Consider the following 17,464-nt stretch of genomic DNA (forward strand, 5'->3'; position numbering starts at 1 on the left):
GCTTCGGCGCGTTTCGTTTTGATCAGAAGGAGAGACTTTGATGTTCATCGCCATGAATCGATTCCAGGTGAAGAAGGGCGCGGAGAGCGCGTTCGAAACCGTCTGGGCCACCCGCGAGTCCTATCTCGGCAGCATGCCGGGCTTCGTCGAGTTTCACCTGCTGAAGGGGCCGGAGGCCGAGGACCACACGCTCTATTCGTCGCACACCAGTTGGGTCGACAAGGCGGCGTTCGAAGCCTGGACGCGTTCGGAGGAATTCCGCCGCGCCCACGCCCGTGCCGACAACAGGACCGGCGAGAGCCTCTATCTCGGCCATCCCAAGTTCGAGGGCTTCGAGGTGATCCAGAGCGAGCGCAAGGCCGCGGCCGCCTAAGTCGATGATGTTCGAGAGGAGCCGGACATGCTGAACACCGATCTCGCAGATCTCAAGGCGTACATGGCCGACAATCCGGGTGCGGTGATCGAGGACGTCGCGCGCGAGCGCAACGTCACACCGCGCGCGGTGATCGAGGCGCTTCCGTCATCGATGGTGCGCATCGGTGGCGGCGAGCACTTCGCCGCTGTCATGCAGGACATTGCGGCGTGGGGCGAGGTCACGCTGATCGTGCACACGGACGACGCGATCTTCGAATTCACCGGCGCCGTGCCTGCGGGCGAGGTCGGCCGCGGCTACTTCAACTTGATGCAGCCGAAGGGACTGCACGGCCATCTTCGCCACGAACGCTGCGCGGGCGTCGCCTTCGTCGAGCGCCCCTTCATGGGCAAGACTTCCGCCTTCGTCGCGTTCGTGAACGCCGACGGTGGCATCATGTTCAAGGTGTTCGTCGGTCGCGACGAGACAAGGGCACTGCGGGCGGATCAGCTGGTGCGGTTTCGCCGGCTTGCGGACCGGACCGCGGCCGCGGCGTAGTTCGCTTCAACCTGTCGGGAGATCGGGATGCAGGGCAATGTTGGGCTTCGGCATGTGATCCTAACAATCGCACTGGTGCTCGCGCCGGCGCCGGCTTTTGCGATCGACGAGGCGCTGTTGCCGCGCAATTTGTCCCCTTGGGGCATGTTCCTTGGCGCCGATATCGTCGTGAAGACGGTGATGACCGGGCTCGTCGTTGCCTCGCTGGTGACGTGGACGGTGTGGCTTGCCAAATCCATCGAGCTGCGTCGCAAGGGCGCGCTTGCCTCGCGGCGGATGCAGGCGCTCGAAGGCAACATCAGGCTGGCCGAGGCAGCCGCGTGGGCCGGTGATGCCCACGACGCCGTCGCCCAGCTCATCCAGTCCTGCGCGAGGGAGGCCGAGCTCTCCGGCGGCGTGCTCGACGACGGTCTTCAGGAACGTGTCGCGCTACGGCTGGAGCGGGTCGAGGCGGCGATGTCGAGGCGGATCGCGCGCGGCACCGGTGTGCTCGCGACCATCGGCGCAACCGCGCCCTTCGTCGGCTTGTTCGGTACCGTCTGGGGCATCATGAATTCCTTCATCGGCATCTCCGAGAGCCACACCACCAGCCTTGCGGTGGTCGCACCCGGCATCGCAGAAGCGCTGCTCGCCACCGCGCTCGGGCTCGTCGCCGCGATCCCGGCGGTCGTGATCTACAATCACCTCGTCCGCGGCATTGCCAATTACCGCGCACTGCTCGGTGACGCCTCGGCACAGCTGATGCTGCTGGTGAGCCGGCAGCGCGACCACAGGGAATTCCGCCTGGCGCGAGCGGCGGAGTAGCCGATGGCCGCCAAGCTCGGTGGATCGAAGCTTGGGTCGCGCGGCGGCCCCGACGATCTCGACGTCACCCACGAGATCAACGTCACGCCGTTCATCGACGTGATGCTGGTGCTCCTCATCATCTTCATGGTGGCAGCCCCCCTCGCGACCGTCGACATCGGGGTAGAGCTGCCCGCGACCGCGGCCGAGCCGCAGCGGCGGCCGGACAAGCCGACCTTCGTGACCGTGAAGGCGGATCTCGCCGTCGCCGTCGGCGAGGACACGATGGCCCGCGACGGCCTCGTCGCGGCGCTCGATGCGGCCACCAAAGGCCGCAAGGACGAGCGCATCTACCTGCGCGCCGACAAGGCGGTCTCCTACGGCGATCTGATGGAGGTGATGAACACCCTGCGCAATGCCGGTTATCTCAAGGTCGCCCTGGTCGGCCTCGACGGACGCAGCTGATGGCCGCCAACGTGTTTGCCCTGCACGAGCCGCCCGGCGAGCGCGAGACAGCGCGCTGGGCCTTTTCGGCAGTGGTCATCGCGGCGCTGCATCTTGGCGCCGCGCTGCTCGCGGTGAACTGGCTGAAGCAGGTGCCGGAGCAGGGCGTCAACATGCCGGCAATCCTCATCGACATGACGCCGGAGACGGCCGCGCCCCAGGCGACGCCGCTGGATATCGCGCCGGGACCGGTGATGCAGCAGGCGGATGCGTCGCCGCCCGAGCCGGTGCAGCAACAGACCGCCGAAGAGATGATTCCGTCAACGCCACCGCAAGAGCAGCCGGACGTTGTGGCACCGCCGGAGCAGAAGCGCGAGCCAAGTCCGCCGAAGCCCGAGTTTGCCAAAATGGAGCCCGTGGAGAAACCGCCGCCTGCGAAGCCCAAGGTGGTGCGCCCTGATGCAAGGAAGCCGTCGGAGGCGCCGCCGGCTCCCCGCACCAGCGCGCCGCCGCGTGCGGAGCGACAGGCTCCGCTGGCATCTGCCGTGAGCGCCGGCGCGGTCGCTTCTGCGATGGCGACCTACTACCGGCGCGTCCGCGCACATCTGATGCGCTTTCACCAGTATCCGGCAGGCGCCAATGGTCAGAAAGGCGTTGTCAGGTTGAGCTTCACGCTCGGCCGCGGCGGCCAGGTCCTGTCCAGCCGCGTCAGCGGATCCTCGGGCGTTGCGGCGCTCGACGCCCAGGCCGCGGCGATGATGCGGCAGGCTCAACCATTTCCGGCAATGCCGCCCGAGATCACGTATTCAACGGTGCCCATCAACATCCCGGTGATCTTCGGGCGGTAACCGGGCTCCTCCCCCGCGCGAAGCGGGAGAGGAGAGAGCGGCTGGCTACTTCGCCTTCAGGAAATCCGCCACTTCGAGCAGCATGAACTCGTCGTCGTCGGCCTTGTTGGGATCGCGGCTGGACGAGAACGGCAGATTGTTGTCGTTGCCGACGATGATGTGGGTCTCGTCGACGCGATCGACGTTCTCGATGGTGAAGAACGGGAAGGTGTAGACGCCGTCATTGAGCGGCTTCCGCGCCTTCTTGTCGGGATCCTGGATCTTCATCAGGTCGATATAGCCGATCTTGCGCACGGGCTTGCCGACATTGGCGTCGGTGAGCTCGATCTTGTAGATGCGCTTGAACTTGGCGAGATCAGGGAAGCAGTTCTCGCCGCGGGTCCCTTGCGGGCAGGCCTTGTCGGCGGTGCCTTCGCCGTTGTCGCGCTCGATGATGAGGCCGGAGGCCTGGTCGATCATGTTGAAGTCACCGATGGCGTTGCCGTTCTGCTCGAACACATACTGCCAATAGCGGCCGGTGAATTTTTCCGCAGCGACGTCGAACTCGAGGATGCGGGAGGCTTCCTTGCCGTCGACCTTCTCCCAATCCTTCTTCTCGGCGTCCCACAGCGGTCCTTCGAGCAGGCCGTAGAGGAACTTGCCGTCCTTGGACGATGCAAAGCCCTCATAGCCCTTGGAGCGGCGGAGGTTGACGTTGGTGTAGGTTGCACCCGGGGCGCCCGGCGTCGCCACAGCCCAATTGTCCGGCGAGCGCACCGGCTTGCCGTCGGCCACGGTTTCGAAAACCCCAAGGATCTTGCCAGACTTGTCGGCCTTCAGGATGTAGGGCCCGAACTCGTCGCCGATCCAGAAGACGTCGCCGATGATCTGAAAGCCCTCGGTGTCGAAGTCGGATCCGGTGAGGTAGCGCTTCTGGGTGTCCTCGTGAACGATGCGGAAGGGGACCTTCTTGTCGGGATCGTGAAGGAAGATGGTCTCCAGCCGCTCGATCTTGCCGCTGGCCCAATCCATCTTGTAGCGGTTGAGGTACAGCATCGAGTCCGGCGAGTTGGCGCGCGCGCCCATGCCGTTGTCGGTGATGACCCAGAAGCTGCCGTCAGGCATGGTCTTGATGCCGGAATGGCCCTGCAGCGGCTGTCCCTTGAACGGCAGCGACACGCCGGTCGCCCGCTCATAGGACTTGCCCATCACCGTGCCGAGCGCATCGACGCGCTTGCCGGTGGTGTACTTGCCCGAGGTCTTGAGATCGGCGGGGGCGTCGGCCGGAGCATCGATGAATGTGGCGGCCGGCATCACCACGTGGCCGGCGAGCCTGGCGGGGAATTCACCTTCGCTCTGCGCGAGCGCCGAGCTGGTGGCGAGAATGATCGTTGCGACGGTCGTGAGAAAAGTCGCGCGCATGTGCGTCTCCTGTTGGCGGACGCACGCGTTATGCGGATGGCTTATTGCAGTTTTGTGAAGCTGGGCGAAAGGCCGCAGGCTCGGGCTATTCCTCTACTGTCTGAGCCTCTCATGCGGTTTCGTAGACCAGTCTCGTGAAGAAACCGGGGTCGATGAGAAACTGTCCCCACCTCGCGTCGAACTTGGCGGTGGGCTTGGCGGCAACGGCTTCGTCGCGCGTCTTTCCCTGCTTCTTGAGATTGCCGACATTGTCCCTGATGGTGACCAGCATGTCGCGGAATTCCTGCATCTCGGCCTTGTTGCTGACGGGTTTGCCGTGACCGGCGATCACGATGGTGTCGTTGTTGGCGACCGCCAGATTGGCGTCGCAGGCCGCGATCATGCCGCCGATGCTGCCGCCGGTGGAGTGGTCGATGAAGGGGTAGATGTCGTTCCAGTAGGTGTCGCCGGCGTGAAGAATGTTCGCCTCGGCAAACATCACCGAGATGTCGCCATCGGTATGAGCCGGACCGCTATATTTCAGCGCGATGGATGCGCCGTTGAGCTTGAGATGATGCTCCTTGGCGAAGACCTCCGTCGGGACTGCCTTCGTCGCCAGAGGCAGAAAATTGTAATCCCAGTCTTCGACCCGCTGAATGCTTGAGAGGTGCTTGCGGGTGTTCTCGTGGGCGATGATTCTTGCGCCGGCCGCATGCAGCCATTCGTTGCCGTCGGCATGGTCGAAGTGCCAGTGCGTGTTGATGAGATGTGCAATCGGCTCGTTGCCAAGTTCGGCCAGCGCCTTGCTGAGCTGCGGGCGCGAGACGCTGATGCCGCCGTCGACCAGAAGCTTGCCGTCAGGTCCCGTAAGCACGGCGATGTTGCCGCCCGATCCTTCGAGGACGCTGATGTTGTTGCGCAGCTTGTAGGTTTTGATCGGCGACGTCGCCGCGCTGTCCTTGATCAGGCTGACGATGCCGCGCGCTTCCGCGTAGGCCTGGCTCGGGGTGAGCCATCCCCCTGTGGCGGCGAATGCCGCGCCGCCGACGCAACACAGGCAAAAGCCGCGTCTGGACATTTGATGAGGTCGTGGCGCTGCCATGCGATTCTCCCGACCCAGGGCGTTCAGCGACGGCGTCAAGGGGCGATCCCCGCCGTCTGCGATTCCCAAGATCGAGCGAAACATCGAACGAAACGCGTCAGCGATCTATCACGATTGCACGAACCTTCGCGATCGCGCAGCCGCCACCTACTCCTTCACCGCGCCGGTCAGCGAGGACACGTAATAGTCCACGAACAGCGAGTAGAAGACCGCAACCGGCAGCGAGCCGAGCAGCGAGCCCGCCATCAATGCGCCCCACTGGTAGACGTCGCCGGTGACGAGCTCGGTCAGGATCGCGACCGGGACGGTCTTGTTGGCGCCGCTCTGGATGAAGGCGAGCGCGTAGATGAACTCGTTCCAGGACAGCGTGAAGGAGAAGATACCGGCCGAGATCAGCCCGGGCACCGCGAGCGGCAGCGTGATCCGCCGCAGGATCTGCAGGCGCGTTGCGCCGTCCACCAGCGCGCATTCCTCGAGCTCGTAGGGGATCGACTTGAAGTAGCCGATCAGGAGCCAGGTGCAGAACGGCACCAGGAACGTCGGATAGACCAGGATCAGGGCTAGAGGTGAGTCGAACAGGCCGAACTGCACGATGACGGTGGCCAGCGGAATGAACAGGATCGACGGCGGCACGAGATAGGCGAGATAAATGCCGAGACCCACGTAAGGACTGCCGCGGAAGCGCAGGCGCTCGATGGCGTAGGCGGCGAGCGTGCTCGCGATCAAGGACAGCGTGGTCGAGCCGATCGCCACCGTCATCGTCGTCCACAGCCAGCGCGGATAGGCGGTGTCGAACAGCAGGTGCTTGATGTGCGCGAGCGTCGGCGAAGAGATCCAGAACGGGTTATGCTCCTTGTAGTTCAGCAGCTCCGCGTTCGGCTTGAACGAGGTGATCGCCATCCAGTAGAACGGAAACAGCAGGATCAGCACGAAGCAGCCGAGCGGCAGGTAGATCATCATCAGCCGCCGCAGCCCGGAATCCCACGCCATGGTGTCGGGTGCGGCCTTGGCGTCGGCGACGGCCGGTTGAGCGACGGTATCAGTCATTGGCCTCTCCCTGCTGCCATTTGCGGCGCGCCAGGCCGAAATAGGAGAACAGCGTCGCGAACACCAGGAACGGGATCATCGACACCGCGATCGCTGCGCCTTCGCCGAGCTCGCCGCCGGCGATGCCGCGCTGGAAGGCGAGGGTGGCCAGCAGATGGGTCGAGTTCACAGGTCCGCCGCGGGTAATGGCGTAGACCAGCTGGAAGTCGGTGAAGGTGAAGATGATCGAGAAGGTCATGACGATGGCGAGGATCGGCATCATCATCGGGAAGGTGATGTAGCGGAAGCGCTGCCAGGCGCTAGCGCCGTCGAGCATCGCGGCCTCGTAGAGCGAGGGCGAGATGGTCTGCAGGCCCGCGAGCAGCGAGATCGCGACGAACGGAATGCCGCGCCAGATGTTGGCGGCGATCAGCGAGAAGCGCGCCGGCCAGGCCGAGCCGAGAAAGTCGATATTGCTCGAACGCCAATGCAGCACGTCGACCAAAAGATAGGAGATGATCGAGAATTGCGGATCGTAGATCCACCAGAACGCCAGCGCGGAGAGCACGGTCGGCACGATCCAGGGCAGCAGGATGATCGCACGCAACAGGCTCTTGAATGGAAAATGGTTGTTGAGCAGCAGCGCGAGCCAGAAGCCGAGCGCGAACTTCCCGAAGGTCGCGATCGCCGTGTAGACCACGCTGTAGAACACGGCGTTCCACCACAGCGGGTCGGTGAGCAGATACTGGAAATTCTCGAGGCCGACGAAGATGCCCTTGCGGCCGATCGTCGTGTCGGTGAAGGCAAGCCAGATGCCGAGGCCGAGCGGATAGGTCAGGAACACCGCGAGCAGCCCGATCGCGGGCGCCAGGCACATCACGATCAGGAACGGCTTGTAGTCGAACAGTCGCACCAGCCAGGATGGCTGCCGCTGCGCCAGTGCGGAGGAAGAGAGGGTGGTCACGGACATTCGGGGGCGGTGTCCTGTTCTAGACGGTCACTACATTCGTCGTTGCGCGCGAAGCGACTTGTCCGCCGAACCCTTGGCGAAGGCGGAAGCAATCCAGTCTGGTTCTGCGGTGGCAGCCTGGATTGCTTCGTCGCAAGAGCTCCTCGCGATGACGGCGGCTTTGTCGATGCCTATCGGCCCTGCCGCCGGAAGTACCGCTTGCAGCGCTGCTCGGCTTCCGCGGCCGCGGCCTCCGGGGTTGCGGCGCCGGTCGCAACGGAGGCGCACATCTGAATCAGCACGTAATCGGCGCTGACGGCTCCGGTCGCCGTCGAGATCGGGCCTTTGTAGCCGTCATAGTAGGTGCTGTTCATCGTGTCCTTGAAGATCGAGACCTTGGGATCGCCTTTCCAGACGGCTGCCTCGGCATAGGCGGCCAGCGGCTGCGACCAATAGCCGGAATTGGCGTTGAGCCAGGGCTCGTACTGATCGTTCTCCAGCATGAATTGCAGGAAGGCCTTCGCCGCGTTGGGGTACTGGCTGTGCTTGAACACCATGGCGTTCAGCGTCAGGCCCGCCATCGGCGAGACTTTGGCGAGGCCCTTCGGCAGCAGCTGATGCTCGCTGTCCTCGGCGATCGCCTTGGTCGCCGGATCGTTCTTGAGCGAGAAATACAGCGAGACGCCGTTGGCGGTCAGCGAGATCTCCTGCGAGGAGTAGGCGCGGTTGTTGCTGACGTCATTCCACGACGGCGTGCCGGCGATGAAGGTCGGGTAGATCTGCTTGACCCAGTTCAGCGCAGCGATCGTCTCCTTGCTGTTGATGACGACGTTGCCTTCCTCGTCGAGCAGGGACGCGTTGTGCGACCACAGCGCCCAGTTGGCGAAGCCGTTGCCGTCGCCCTTGGCGTTGCCGAGCGCGAAGCCGGCCGGCTTTCCGGCCTTGTGCAGCTTCTGGCAGAGGTCGAGGATTCCGGCATGGTCTTCGGGCACCTTGTCGAAGCCGACCGATTGCAGGATCGACTTGCGGTAGATCAGCGGTCCCGCAGTGGCGCCGAACGGAAGTCCGATCCAGGCGTCGCTCTTGTTCCTCTTGCCGTAGCGCTGCGCCAGCGGCAGCCAGCCGCCATAGCGCTTGCCGATGTAATCGGCGACGTCGGTCAGCTCCATCAGCTTGTCGATGTAGATGTGCGGTGCGTCGGAGAAGCCGATGATGATGTCGGGGCCGGCACCGGAATTGGCGGTCACCGCGGTCTGCTGGTTGATGTCCTCCCAGCCGACGAAGTCGACCTTGACCTCGACCCCCGTCTCCTTCGTGAACTTTGCCGCATTGGCGCGGAATACGTCTTCGTCGGCCTGGACGAAGCGTACCGGGCGCAGCATGCGCAAGGATGCGCCCTTCTCGATCTCGCGCTTGGGCGCCGCCACGTCGGCGGCCTTGATCGTCGATGGTGTTGTTTGCGCCGCAGCACCGGTGGCGGCGAGCGTTGCAGCGGACAGGCCCAGCGCCAAGGCATCACGACGTGTGATGTCGTTCCTCATCAGTACCTCCCTATATGTTCCCTTCCCGGCGTTGATCGCCGGTGAAGGGTCGTTTCGGCCGTTGGCGCCTTGGCGCCGGCCGTCTAGCTGTTCGGCCCGCGATCCATGCTGACGGGTTGCCAGCGACGAAGCGTGGTGTTCTGCAGCACCGACGGATTGACGCAGCTTACCGGCCACATGCCCTGCAGCACCAGTGACAATTCGTAGCCCACCCGGCGCTTGCGCGCTTCGTCGAACCGTGCCGAGGCCGAGGCGACATGGGCGGTCAGGGTCACGTTCTCCATGCCGAGCAGGGGATTGTTGTGGGAGGGCGGTTCCTTCTCGAGGACGTCGAGGGCGGCATGCGCGATCCAGCCCTCCTGCAGCGCCTTGATCAGGCTTTCTTCGTCCACGGTGGCGCCGCGGCCGGTGTTGATGAAGATCGAGCCCTTCTTCATCTGCCGGAAGTGCTTCTCGGTCAGCATGTGATGCACCTCTGGCCTTGCCGGGGCGTGCATCGAGACGAAGTCGGATTGCGACAGCACCTCGTTCAGCGTCGACGGGATCACGCCGTGGTCGTACATCAGCGTTTCCTGGATGAAGGGGTCGTAGGCCATCATGCGCAGGCCGAAGGGCGCGGCGCGCTTCGCAACGGCTCGCGCGACGCGCCCGAACGAGATGAAGCCGAGCGTCTGGCCCATCAGCCTGGGAACCTTGAGCAGGGCCGGCCGGCCCTCGGCCCAGCGGCCCTCGCGCACCATGCGGTCCTGCTCGACCAGGCGGCGGAAGCCGGCGAGCAGCAGCATCATGGCATGGTCGGCGACTTCCTCGATGAAAGTATCGGGAATGTTGGTCACCGGAATTCCACGGGCGGTGGCGGCCTTGACGTCGACGCTGTCGACGCCGACCGAGCCCAGCGTGATGACCTTGCAGCTTTCCAGGCTGTCGATGATGGTCTTGGTGATGGGGATGCCCTTGGCGTAGATCGCGTCGGCTTCTTTCGCGGCGGCAATGAACCCGGCCTCGTCGGCGGGCGCCTCGACGATCTCGGCGTCGATCGGATCGAGCGCCTCGCGCTCAAAGGAATAGTCGCTGCCCGCGACCGTGAAGCTCGCGCCCTTCGGCGTCACCACCCTGTATTTCGGCATTTCCTGCTCCCGATTTGGTTTGTCGGTTCTTGTTGCGACCCGCCTCCGCGGACGGGTCTTTGCGTCTTTTACGCGAATTCGGGTCGCATGCGTACAATCCCCGGTTGGTGGTGGCGAGGTATATTGCCGGTTTTCCGCCCACGGTCAGGGCTTCTACGGAGGCCCGTAAGTAACTTGCTAAGGCCTCGCCCTCTAAAACTTGTTTCGATTTTGATCGATCTGTTCGCGTGCCCGTACCCCCATTTGCCGGAGCCACATCGTGAAGTTGAGCAATCTGAAGATCGCCCCGAAGCTGGGCATTCTTGTCGGCGTCACCCTGTTCGGCCTGTGCGTCTCCGGCGTTCTCGCCGGTTATCTGATGAAGCGCGAGATGGTGAATGCGCGCATCGACCAGACCAAGTCGATCGTCGACATGGGACGCAACTACGCGGGCGCGCTGAAGAAGCGCGTCGATGCCGGCGAGATGACGAAGGACGCGGCCATGGCCGAGCTTCGCCGCTACGGCAATTCGATGACCTACGACAACGGCTCTGGCTATCTGTTCGGCACGTCGTATGACGGCATCACCCAGCTCGCGCCCGATCCGAAGCAGATCGGCGCCAACCGCATGGATGTCGTGACCAATGGCCGCAAGCTGTCCGTCGAGCTGATGGACGGCGTCAAGGCCAACGGCTCGATCCTGCTCTATTATGAATACGTGAAGCCCGGCCAGGAGAAGCCGATCCGCAAGATCGGCTACGCCGTGGCGGTCCCCGGCTTCGACATGTATCTCGGCACCGGCGCCTATCTCGACGACATCGACGCCAAGATGGGCCCGGTCTATTGGCTGCTTGGCTTGGCCATGCTCGGCATCGTCATCGCCGCCGGCAGCGTCGCCTGGTTGATCGGCCGCAGCATCAGCCGCCCGCTGGCCCTGCTCGGCGCCCGCATGAAGGACCTCGCCGACGGCAAGCTCGAGGGCGACATTCCCGGCGTCGGCCGCGGCGACGAGGTCGGCGCGATGGCCGCCACCGTCCAGATCTTCAAGGACAACGCGGTCCGCATCCGCGACCTCGAGAAGACCGAAGCCGATGCCAAGGAGCGCGTCGCGGCAGAACGTCGCAGCGCGATGGAGGGCATCGCCAACGACTTCGAGCGCAGCGTCAACGGCATCGTCCGCTCGGTCTCTTCGGCCGCGGCCGGCATGCAGACCACGGCGCAGTCGATGACCGCGACCGCGAGCGATGCCTCCTCGCGAGCCGCAACGGTCGGCGCGGCCTCGCAAAAGGCCTCCGGCAATGTCGGCACCGTCGCGGCGGCCGCCGAAGAGCTGTCGAGCTCGGTTGCGGAAATCTCCCGCCAGGTGACGCGCTCGACCGAGGTCGCCAGCCGCGCCGTCAGCGACGCCGAGCGCACCAACGCCACGGTGCAGGTGCTTTCGACCGGCGCTGAGAAGATCGGCGAAGTCGTCAAGCTGATCCACTCGATCGCAGCGCAGACCAACCTGCTCGCGCTCAACGCCACCATCGAGGCGGCACGCGCCGGTGAATCCGGCCGCGGTTTCGCGGTCGTTGCCTCCGAAGTGAAGGCGCTGGCGAACCAGACCGCGAAGGCGACCGAGGAGATCTCCGCGCAGGTCGCGGCGATGCAGACCTCGACCAGCGACGCCGTCACGGCGATCTCCGGCATCACCCAGACCATCGCCGAGATGAGCGAGATCACCGCGGGCATTTCCGCGTCGATCGAGCAGCAGGGCGAAGCGACCCGTGAGATCGCCCGCAACATCCAGTCGGTCGCGGCGGGCTCGAACGAGATCAACGCCAATATCGGCAGTGTCACCTCGGCCGCGGAAGCGACCGGGACTGCGGCCACCGACGTGCTCACCAACGCCCGCGAGCTGGACAGCCAGTCCGGCGCGCTGCGCAGCGCCGTCGACAGCTTCCTCGCCAAGGTCCGCGCGGCGTAAAGTTCTTCACGCAATACGGAAAGGCCCGGCTTGTGCCGGGCTTTTTTGTACCTGTCGTCCCTTCGACGAAGGAAGCACGTCATCGACTGCCGGGACGATCAGAACCCGATCTTGATCCCGCCGCGCCCGGTGACGGTGCGGCTCGCATCGGACATCTCGTTGTACTCCGTCGCCGCAAACAGCGACACGCCCGAGGCGTGACGCCAGTCGAGGCCGGCGCCGGCGAAGTAGCCGACGACGTTGCCGCCGCCCGGTGCGGCGAATGCGAGGTTCTGCCCGAGCAGCACGGCATTGACGTCGGCATCGCCAGCCCGCTGCAGTCCGACCACGCCGGCCGATCCGGAAACTTTCAGCGTGCCTTGCCCGACGCCGGCAAAGCTGCGCGTCAGCGTCACCCCGCCGCGTTCCTCGAAATAGTGGCTGAGGCGGCTGCCCACGTCGAGATTGGCGGCCGAGCCGCTCTCCTGGTAGCCGCCGAAGCCGGCAGCGAGATACCGCACCCGCATCGAAGGCGTCAGCGTCAGGTTGGCGGCAATCGCCAGATCGAAGCCATAGGCCAGTTCGGGACTGACAAACCATCCCGCGTAACCGGCCCGCGCATATTCGACGCCGCCGGCCACGAGATTGTTGTCGACCCGGCGGGTGGCGGTGTTGCCGCTGCCGCCGCCCAGCAGCGAGAAATCGAGGAAGCCGCCGCTCAGCGCATAGCGGCCGTAGATGCCGGCAAAGCCGAGATCGCTGGTGGTGCGGCCGGCATCGGCGGCGAGGCTCGATTGCAGATTGCCGCCGCCGACGAGAACGCCGAGCCGCAACCGCGGCTGCACGATCTTGTCGGCGCCGATCGCGCCGCCATAGAAGCTGTTGATCGATCGCAGCATCATTCCGTCTTCCGGTGCGATGCGGCGGCCGCCAAAACCCTGCGCCCAGACGCTGGTGCCGTCGGTCGCGGTGAAGTTGGGATTGCCCGACAGCACGCGGTCCTGCCCGGCATAGGCCATGCCCGGCATCGCGGCGAAGGCCTCGTTGAACATGTCGCGCGCGACGTTGCCCGACGGTGCAAAGCCGATCGCCGGCCCTTCGCTGCTGGCCGGGGCGTCGTTGGCGAGGCGGCCCGATGCGAGGCCTGCGATCGCATGCGTGACGTCCACGACGTTGCGGCTGGCGACGCCGAACGACGATGGATCGACCGTGGCGACCGAGTTGCCGCTGACGACATAGGGAACGCCGCTGACATTGACGTGCGAGGCCGTGTCGATGAGGCCGGACGAGCCGTTGCTGTCGCCGAATGTGAGAATCGACGAATTTCCGCGGCCGCCCTGGATGTTGATCGTGGTCCCAACACGGTTGGGATCGCTTGCGTCACCGGCCAGCCATATCTGTCCGATCACGTGTGATCCCTGCAGCAGATTGATCGTCATCCGGTCATTGGTCGACGCGTTCGACGTCACATCGATGGCCGCGTAGTACCCGGTGCCGTCGATCAATCCGGAGTTGGTGAGGAACGAGCCGGGACCGGTGCTGCCGTTGTAGGCTGACACTACGGTCGCAACGCCGCGGATCGTCCCCGAATTGGTGACGGACGCCGGCCCCGTATCCGCATTCGCGGCGACCGGTCCGTTGACGGTGCCGGCATTCCACACGGCGGCGCTGCCCGCGTTCGTGCTGCTCGAAAGGCTGGCGGCGTTGCCGTAATTGATCGTGATCGCCGTGCCGGTGCCGTCGGTCGTTGTCTGGATGTTGCGCGCTACGCCGGTTGCTTCGTTGGTGGTCGTGGCGGATCCCGTCGGTGTCGAGGCCGTCGTCGTGATATCGCGCACGGATCCGGAATTGATGGTCTCGGCGGAACCTTGAAAAAAGGAATTCGAGCTCGTCGTAAGGATGTTCGTCTTTACTGTGCCGCTGTTGACGGTTTTCGCGTACCCTCCCTGGAGCGCGTCAGTCACGATTGAGTCGGCATAACCGGAATTGATCACGGTCGACTTGCTGCCGAACATGTGGGCGTAGATAAAATTCGCTGTTCCGGCATTGACGATCAGCGCCTCACCAAAGGACGAGTTGGCTACTTGTATGGAGATGTTGTTGGTGCGACCGTAGTTATATATCCGGGCGGAGCCGTACGGCGTAGCGTTGACTGACGCCGTTATGTTACGCGCATCCCCGTAATTGTAGACGATGGCGTCGGCCGCAAAGTCGGTGTGGGCCACCAGGTTTCCGCCTACCGTGCCGTAATTGGTGACGGTCGCCGTTCCCGTGAAGCTGTTGCCGAAAAAGATGCCGGCACTCGCACTAACGGACCCGCCGACGACGCCGAAATTGGTCGAAGTTGCATCGCCGAACTCACCGCTGACGGTTCGAATGCTGGTCGCGGTGCCGGTGTCTTTCAGGATATTGGTGAGGCTGGTTGATCCGCTCACCGGACCCGACGGCGGGTCGCCGATGATCCCGGAAGCGCCGGTATAGGTACAGACGATATCTGCCGTTCCGACGCAGGTCTGGGCCTGCGCGCCGCTTGCCAGCGTAGTCACTGCTGAAAATGCAGCCAACGCCGAGAGCAACGAACCTCGAAACAAACGGAAAGCAAAAGACGAACTCGAAAAACGAGCCTTCACTAAATCAAACAACGCCCACGCCCACTATCGCCCGTTAAATCGAGCTTTCTCCAGTCAATAGATGGAGTGGTCTAGCACGCGCGGAGGATGAGTTCAGTCTCCTAGTGCACACGCCGGCCGATTGGCCGAATTTTATTTTCTGGTTCCATTCTCAAACGTAAAGGGAACCGGAGCTGAGCCGCGGTCCCCCTTGGTATTGCAGGCGAGAGCTACTGCTTCTCGATTCCCGCATCCGTGATCAGCTTCTCCCACAGCACGAGCTGATCCTTCAGAAACTGCTCGAACTCCTCCGGCGTCTGGGCGAACGCCTCCATGCCTCGCTCGGCAAGTTGTGCCTTGACCTCCGGCCGCTCGACGATCTTGCGGATCTCCGCGTTCAGCTTCGTCACAGTCTCCTTCGGCATTCCCGCCGGGCCGAAATAGCCCTGCCAGGAGCTGATATCGAATCCCTTGACGGTCTCGTCCATGGTCGGCAACTCCGGCAGCAGCGCCGACTTCTGCTTGGTGGTGACGGCCAGCATCTTCAGCGCCTTGCCCTTGACGTGCGGCAGGCCGGTGAGGACGTCGACGAACATCATGGAGACGCGGCCGGCAATGACGTCGGTCAGTGCCGGCGGCGAGCTCTTGTAGGGCACGTGCAGCAGATCGATGCCGGCAAGCCGCGCGAAGGTGGCGCCGGAGACGATCGCGGACGACGAGCCCGAGGCATAGGAGTATTTGCCCGGCTCCTTCTTGGCGAGGGCGATCAGCTCTGCGACCGAATTGGCCGGGATCTCAGGATTGATCACCAGCATGAACGGCAGGTCGCCGGTACGCGCGATCGGCGTGAAATCCTTGACCGGGTCGTAGGTCAGGCTCTTGAGCAGATAGGGATTGGCCGAATGCGTGGTGTTGGTGGTGACCAGCAGCGTGTAGCCGTCGGGCGCGGAGCGGGCGACGAAGCTCGCGGCGATCGAGCCGTTGGCGCCGGCCTTGTTCTCGATCACCATGCTGGTGCCGAGTGCGGTGCCGAGCTCCTTGGAGATGATGCGTGTCGTCGTGTCCGTGCCGCTGCCGGCCGCGAACGGCAGCACCAGCGTGACGTTGCGGCTCGGATAATTGTCGGCCTGGGCGGCGGACGCCGCGGCAAGGCTCAGTGCGGCCGCAGCCACGGCACGCAGGTTTCGAAGCAGCCCTGAAATCATCTTGAGACGTTCCCTCTTTTTGGTTGGCGGGGAACCTAGCGTCTCCTCAATGAAATCGGAAGCCGGGAGTTTCGTGCCCCGGATGCAGCGCAGCGCTTCTTGTCCGGGACACGAGAGCGCAACGTCCGCGCCGCGGAATTACTTCGCCGCAGACCCCTGGCGAGAGGCGAACACGACGCCGGCCAGCACCAGGGCGTAGCCGATCAGGTGAAACGGCTGCAGCTTCTCGCCGAGCAGCAGGATCGCCATCGCCGAGCCGAACACCGGCACCAGATGGAAGAACGGCGCGGCCCGGTTCGGTCCGATCAGCGCCACGCCGCGGTTGAAGAACAAATAGGCCAGCGTCGAGGGGAAGATCAGGATGTAGCCCAGCGTCGCCAGCGTGATCGCGTCGAATTGCAGGACGCGGCCGCTTGCCGCCTCCCAGATCGCCGCGGGGATCAGCATCGTCGCGCCGCAGCAAGTGGTGAAGGACAGGAAGGACAGCTGATGGATCTTGGGTCGGCGCGGGATGAAGGCGGAGTAGATCCCGAACGCCACCAGCGAGGAGGCGAACATGATGTCGCCCCTGTTGAAGCTGATGCTCGCAAGCGCCGCGAGATCGCCGCGCAGGATGATGATCAGCACGCCAAGAAGCGAGATCGCGATGCCGGCGAACTGCGCCCCCGTCAGCCGCACGCCGAACAGCACCAGCGACCACAGCGCCACGAACAGTGGACCTGCCGACTGGATCAGCAACGCGTTCAGCGCCTCCGTGTATTGCATCGCCCAATACGAGATCGCGTTGTTGAAGGCGAAGCCCACCAGCGACAGGAACAGCATCAAGGGCAGGCTGCTCCGCAAGGCGGGCCAGTCGCGCTTCAGATGCGGCCAGGCGAACGGCAGCAGGATCAGGAATACGCCGAACCAGCGGATCGTGGTCACCGTCAGCGGCGGCACATGGGCGCCGACATGGCGCGCGAGCACGATGTTGCCGGCCCAGAACAGCGAGCTCAGGCTGAGCAGAAGATAGGGCTGGTTGTTGAGCCAACTGGCCGGATTGGAGGCCGGTGGCGCGGGCGAAGCAATCGTCATTGGCGTCGGATCGGAGCTTGCGCCGGATCGGCGTCGTGGCACAAGTCACGCGGTCGCAATGCTACAATGCAGGCAAGCCCCGAGGAGGTGCCTTTGGCGGTTAATATGTTGAACGTCGCGGGCCTGGAGCGGCTCGATCCGCAGTCGCCGGTGGTGATGCTGAACCTGATGCGTTTCCACGCGCGCTCGCGCGACGGCGACGGATCCGGCTGGGATGCCTATTTGCGCTACAGCGCCGTCACCGTGCCGATGATCAAGGCGCGCGGCGGCACCTTGCTGTGGACCGGCGATGCCAAGGCCATCGCACTCGGACCGCACGCCGGCAATGACTGGGACTTTGTCGCGCTGGTCCATTATCCGACGGTCGCGGCTTTCCTGGACATGATGACGTCGGAAGCCTACGAGCGCGAGGCCGACCCACACCGGCTCAACGGCTGCGCCGAGCATGTGATCATCGCGACCAGCGAGGCCTACAGCAAGTTCAGGGCGAGTTCACACCAAGGTTCCTAGGGTGGGCAAAGGCGCGCTTGCGCCGCGCCCAC

General features: G+C 64.3%; 16 protein-coding genes. 7 read left to right on the plus strand and 9 right to left on the minus strand.

Annotated elements, in window-relative coordinates; translation table 11 throughout:
* Positions 1–40 precede the first annotated feature (40 nt).
* The 5 genes from hmuQ to CO669_RS12560 are packed head-to-tail and all read left to right on the plus strand — an operon-like array spanning position 41 to position 2,985.
* Positions 41–373: a heme-degrading protein HmuQ gene (hmuQ, locus tag CO669_RS12540; protein WP_097660118.1), complete on the plus strand. Its 333-nt coding sequence runs from the start codon at positions 41–43 to the stop codon at positions 371–373.
* Positions 374–400: 27 nt separating this feature from the next.
* A complete protein-coding gene (hutX, locus tag CO669_RS12545) occupies positions 401–910 on the plus strand; it encodes a heme utilization cystosolic carrier protein HutX (RefSeq protein WP_097660119.1) in 510 nt (169 codons plus the stop codon).
* Between the two features lie 27 nt (positions 911–937).
* Complete coding sequence (gene exbB / locus CO669_RS12550) at positions 938–1,714, plus strand: tonB-system energizer ExbB (protein WP_097660120.1); 777 nt, start codon at positions 938–940, stop codon at positions 1,712–1,714.
* 3 nt (positions 1,715–1,717) lie between these two features.
* A complete protein-coding gene (gene exbD / locus CO669_RS12555; RefSeq protein ID WP_097660121.1) occupies positions 1,718–2,158 on the plus strand; it encodes a TonB system transport protein ExbD in 441 nt (146 codons plus the stop codon).
* On the plus strand, positions 2,158–2,985 hold the full coding sequence (locus CO669_RS12560; protein WP_097660122.1) for a TonB family protein: 828 nt from the start codon (positions 2,158–2,160) through the stop codon (positions 2,983–2,985). Before exbD ends, CO669_RS12560 begins: the two co-directional genes overlap by 1 nt.
* A 45-nt stretch (positions 2,986–3,030) precedes the next feature.
* Here CO669_RS12560 and CO669_RS12565 read toward each other — a convergent pair whose 3' ends face one another.
* The 6 genes from CO669_RS12565 to CO669_RS12590 all read right to left on the minus strand — a co-directional run bounded on the left by CO669_RS12565 (position 3,031) and on the right by CO669_RS12590 (position 10,110).
* On the minus strand, positions 3,031–4,386 hold the full coding sequence (locus CO669_RS12565; protein ID WP_097660123.1) for an esterase-like activity of phytase family protein: 1,356 nt from the start codon (positions 4,384–4,386) through the stop codon (positions 3,031–3,033).
* Between the two features lie 109 nt (positions 4,387–4,495).
* The gene (locus CO669_RS12570) at positions 4,496–5,443 is read right to left on the minus strand and encodes an MBL fold metallo-hydrolase (protein ID WP_245444295.1); all 948 of its coding nucleotides are present in this window, start codon (positions 5,441–5,443) and stop codon (positions 4,496–4,498) included.
* A 171-nt stretch (positions 5,444–5,614) separates the two neighbouring features.
* A complete protein-coding gene (locus tag CO669_RS12575) occupies positions 5,615–6,514 on the minus strand; it encodes a carbohydrate ABC transporter permease (protein ID WP_097660124.1) in 900 nt (299 codons plus the stop codon).
* Complete coding sequence (locus CO669_RS12580) at positions 6,507–7,463, minus strand: carbohydrate ABC transporter permease (protein WP_097660125.1); 957 nt, start codon at positions 7,461–7,463, stop codon at positions 6,507–6,509. Before CO669_RS12580 ends, CO669_RS12575 begins: the two co-directional genes overlap by 8 nt.
* A 170-nt stretch (positions 7,464–7,633) precedes the next feature.
* On the minus strand, positions 7,634–8,983 hold the full coding sequence (locus tag CO669_RS12585; RefSeq protein WP_097660126.1) for an ABC transporter substrate-binding protein: 1,350 nt from the start codon (positions 8,981–8,983) through the stop codon (positions 7,634–7,636).
* 83 nt (positions 8,984–9,066) lie between these two features.
* A complete protein-coding gene (locus tag CO669_RS12590; protein WP_198963980.1) occupies positions 9,067–10,110 on the minus strand; it encodes a C-terminal binding protein in 1,044 nt (347 codons plus the stop codon).
* 259 nt (positions 10,111–10,369) lie between these two features.
* Between CO669_RS12590 and CO669_RS12595 the strand changes: the two genes are divergently transcribed.
* A complete protein-coding gene (locus CO669_RS12595) occupies positions 10,370–12,055 on the plus strand; it encodes a methyl-accepting chemotaxis protein (RefSeq protein ID WP_097660128.1) in 1,686 nt (561 codons plus the stop codon).
* Positions 12,056–12,153: 98 nt separating this feature from the next.
* Here CO669_RS12595 and CO669_RS12600 read toward each other — a convergent pair whose 3' ends face one another.
* The 3 genes from CO669_RS12600 to CO669_RS12610 form a co-directional block, all read right to left on the minus strand.
* A complete protein-coding gene (locus CO669_RS12600; protein ID WP_245444297.1) occupies positions 12,154–14,580 on the minus strand; it encodes an autotransporter outer membrane beta-barrel domain-containing protein in 2,427 nt (808 codons plus the stop codon).
* 293 nt (positions 14,581–14,873) lie between these two features.
* Positions 14,874–15,848, minus strand: a complete 975-nt coding sequence (locus tag CO669_RS12605; RefSeq protein ID WP_097660130.1) for a Bug family tripartite tricarboxylate transporter substrate binding protein — start codon at positions 15,846–15,848, stop codon at positions 14,874–14,876.
* A gap of 138 nt (positions 15,849–15,986) precedes the next feature.
* Entirely contained in the window at positions 15,987–16,922 is a 936-nt protein-coding gene (locus CO669_RS12610; protein ID WP_198963981.1) for a DMT family transporter, read from the minus strand.
* A 105-nt stretch (positions 16,923–17,027) separates the two neighbouring features.
* Here CO669_RS12610 and CO669_RS12615 point away from each other — a divergent pair, with 105 nt between their 5' ends.
* On the plus strand, positions 17,028–17,432 hold the full coding sequence (locus tag CO669_RS12615) for a DUF1330 domain-containing protein (protein WP_198963982.1): 405 nt from the start codon (positions 17,028–17,030) through the stop codon (positions 17,430–17,432).
* Positions 17,433–17,464: the final 32 nt, after the last annotated feature.

Origin of the sequence: Bradyrhizobium sp. Y36 (assembly GCF_002531575.1) — a bacterium.
Lineage (GTDB): Bacteria > Pseudomonadota > Alphaproteobacteria > Rhizobiales > Xanthobacteraceae > Bradyrhizobium.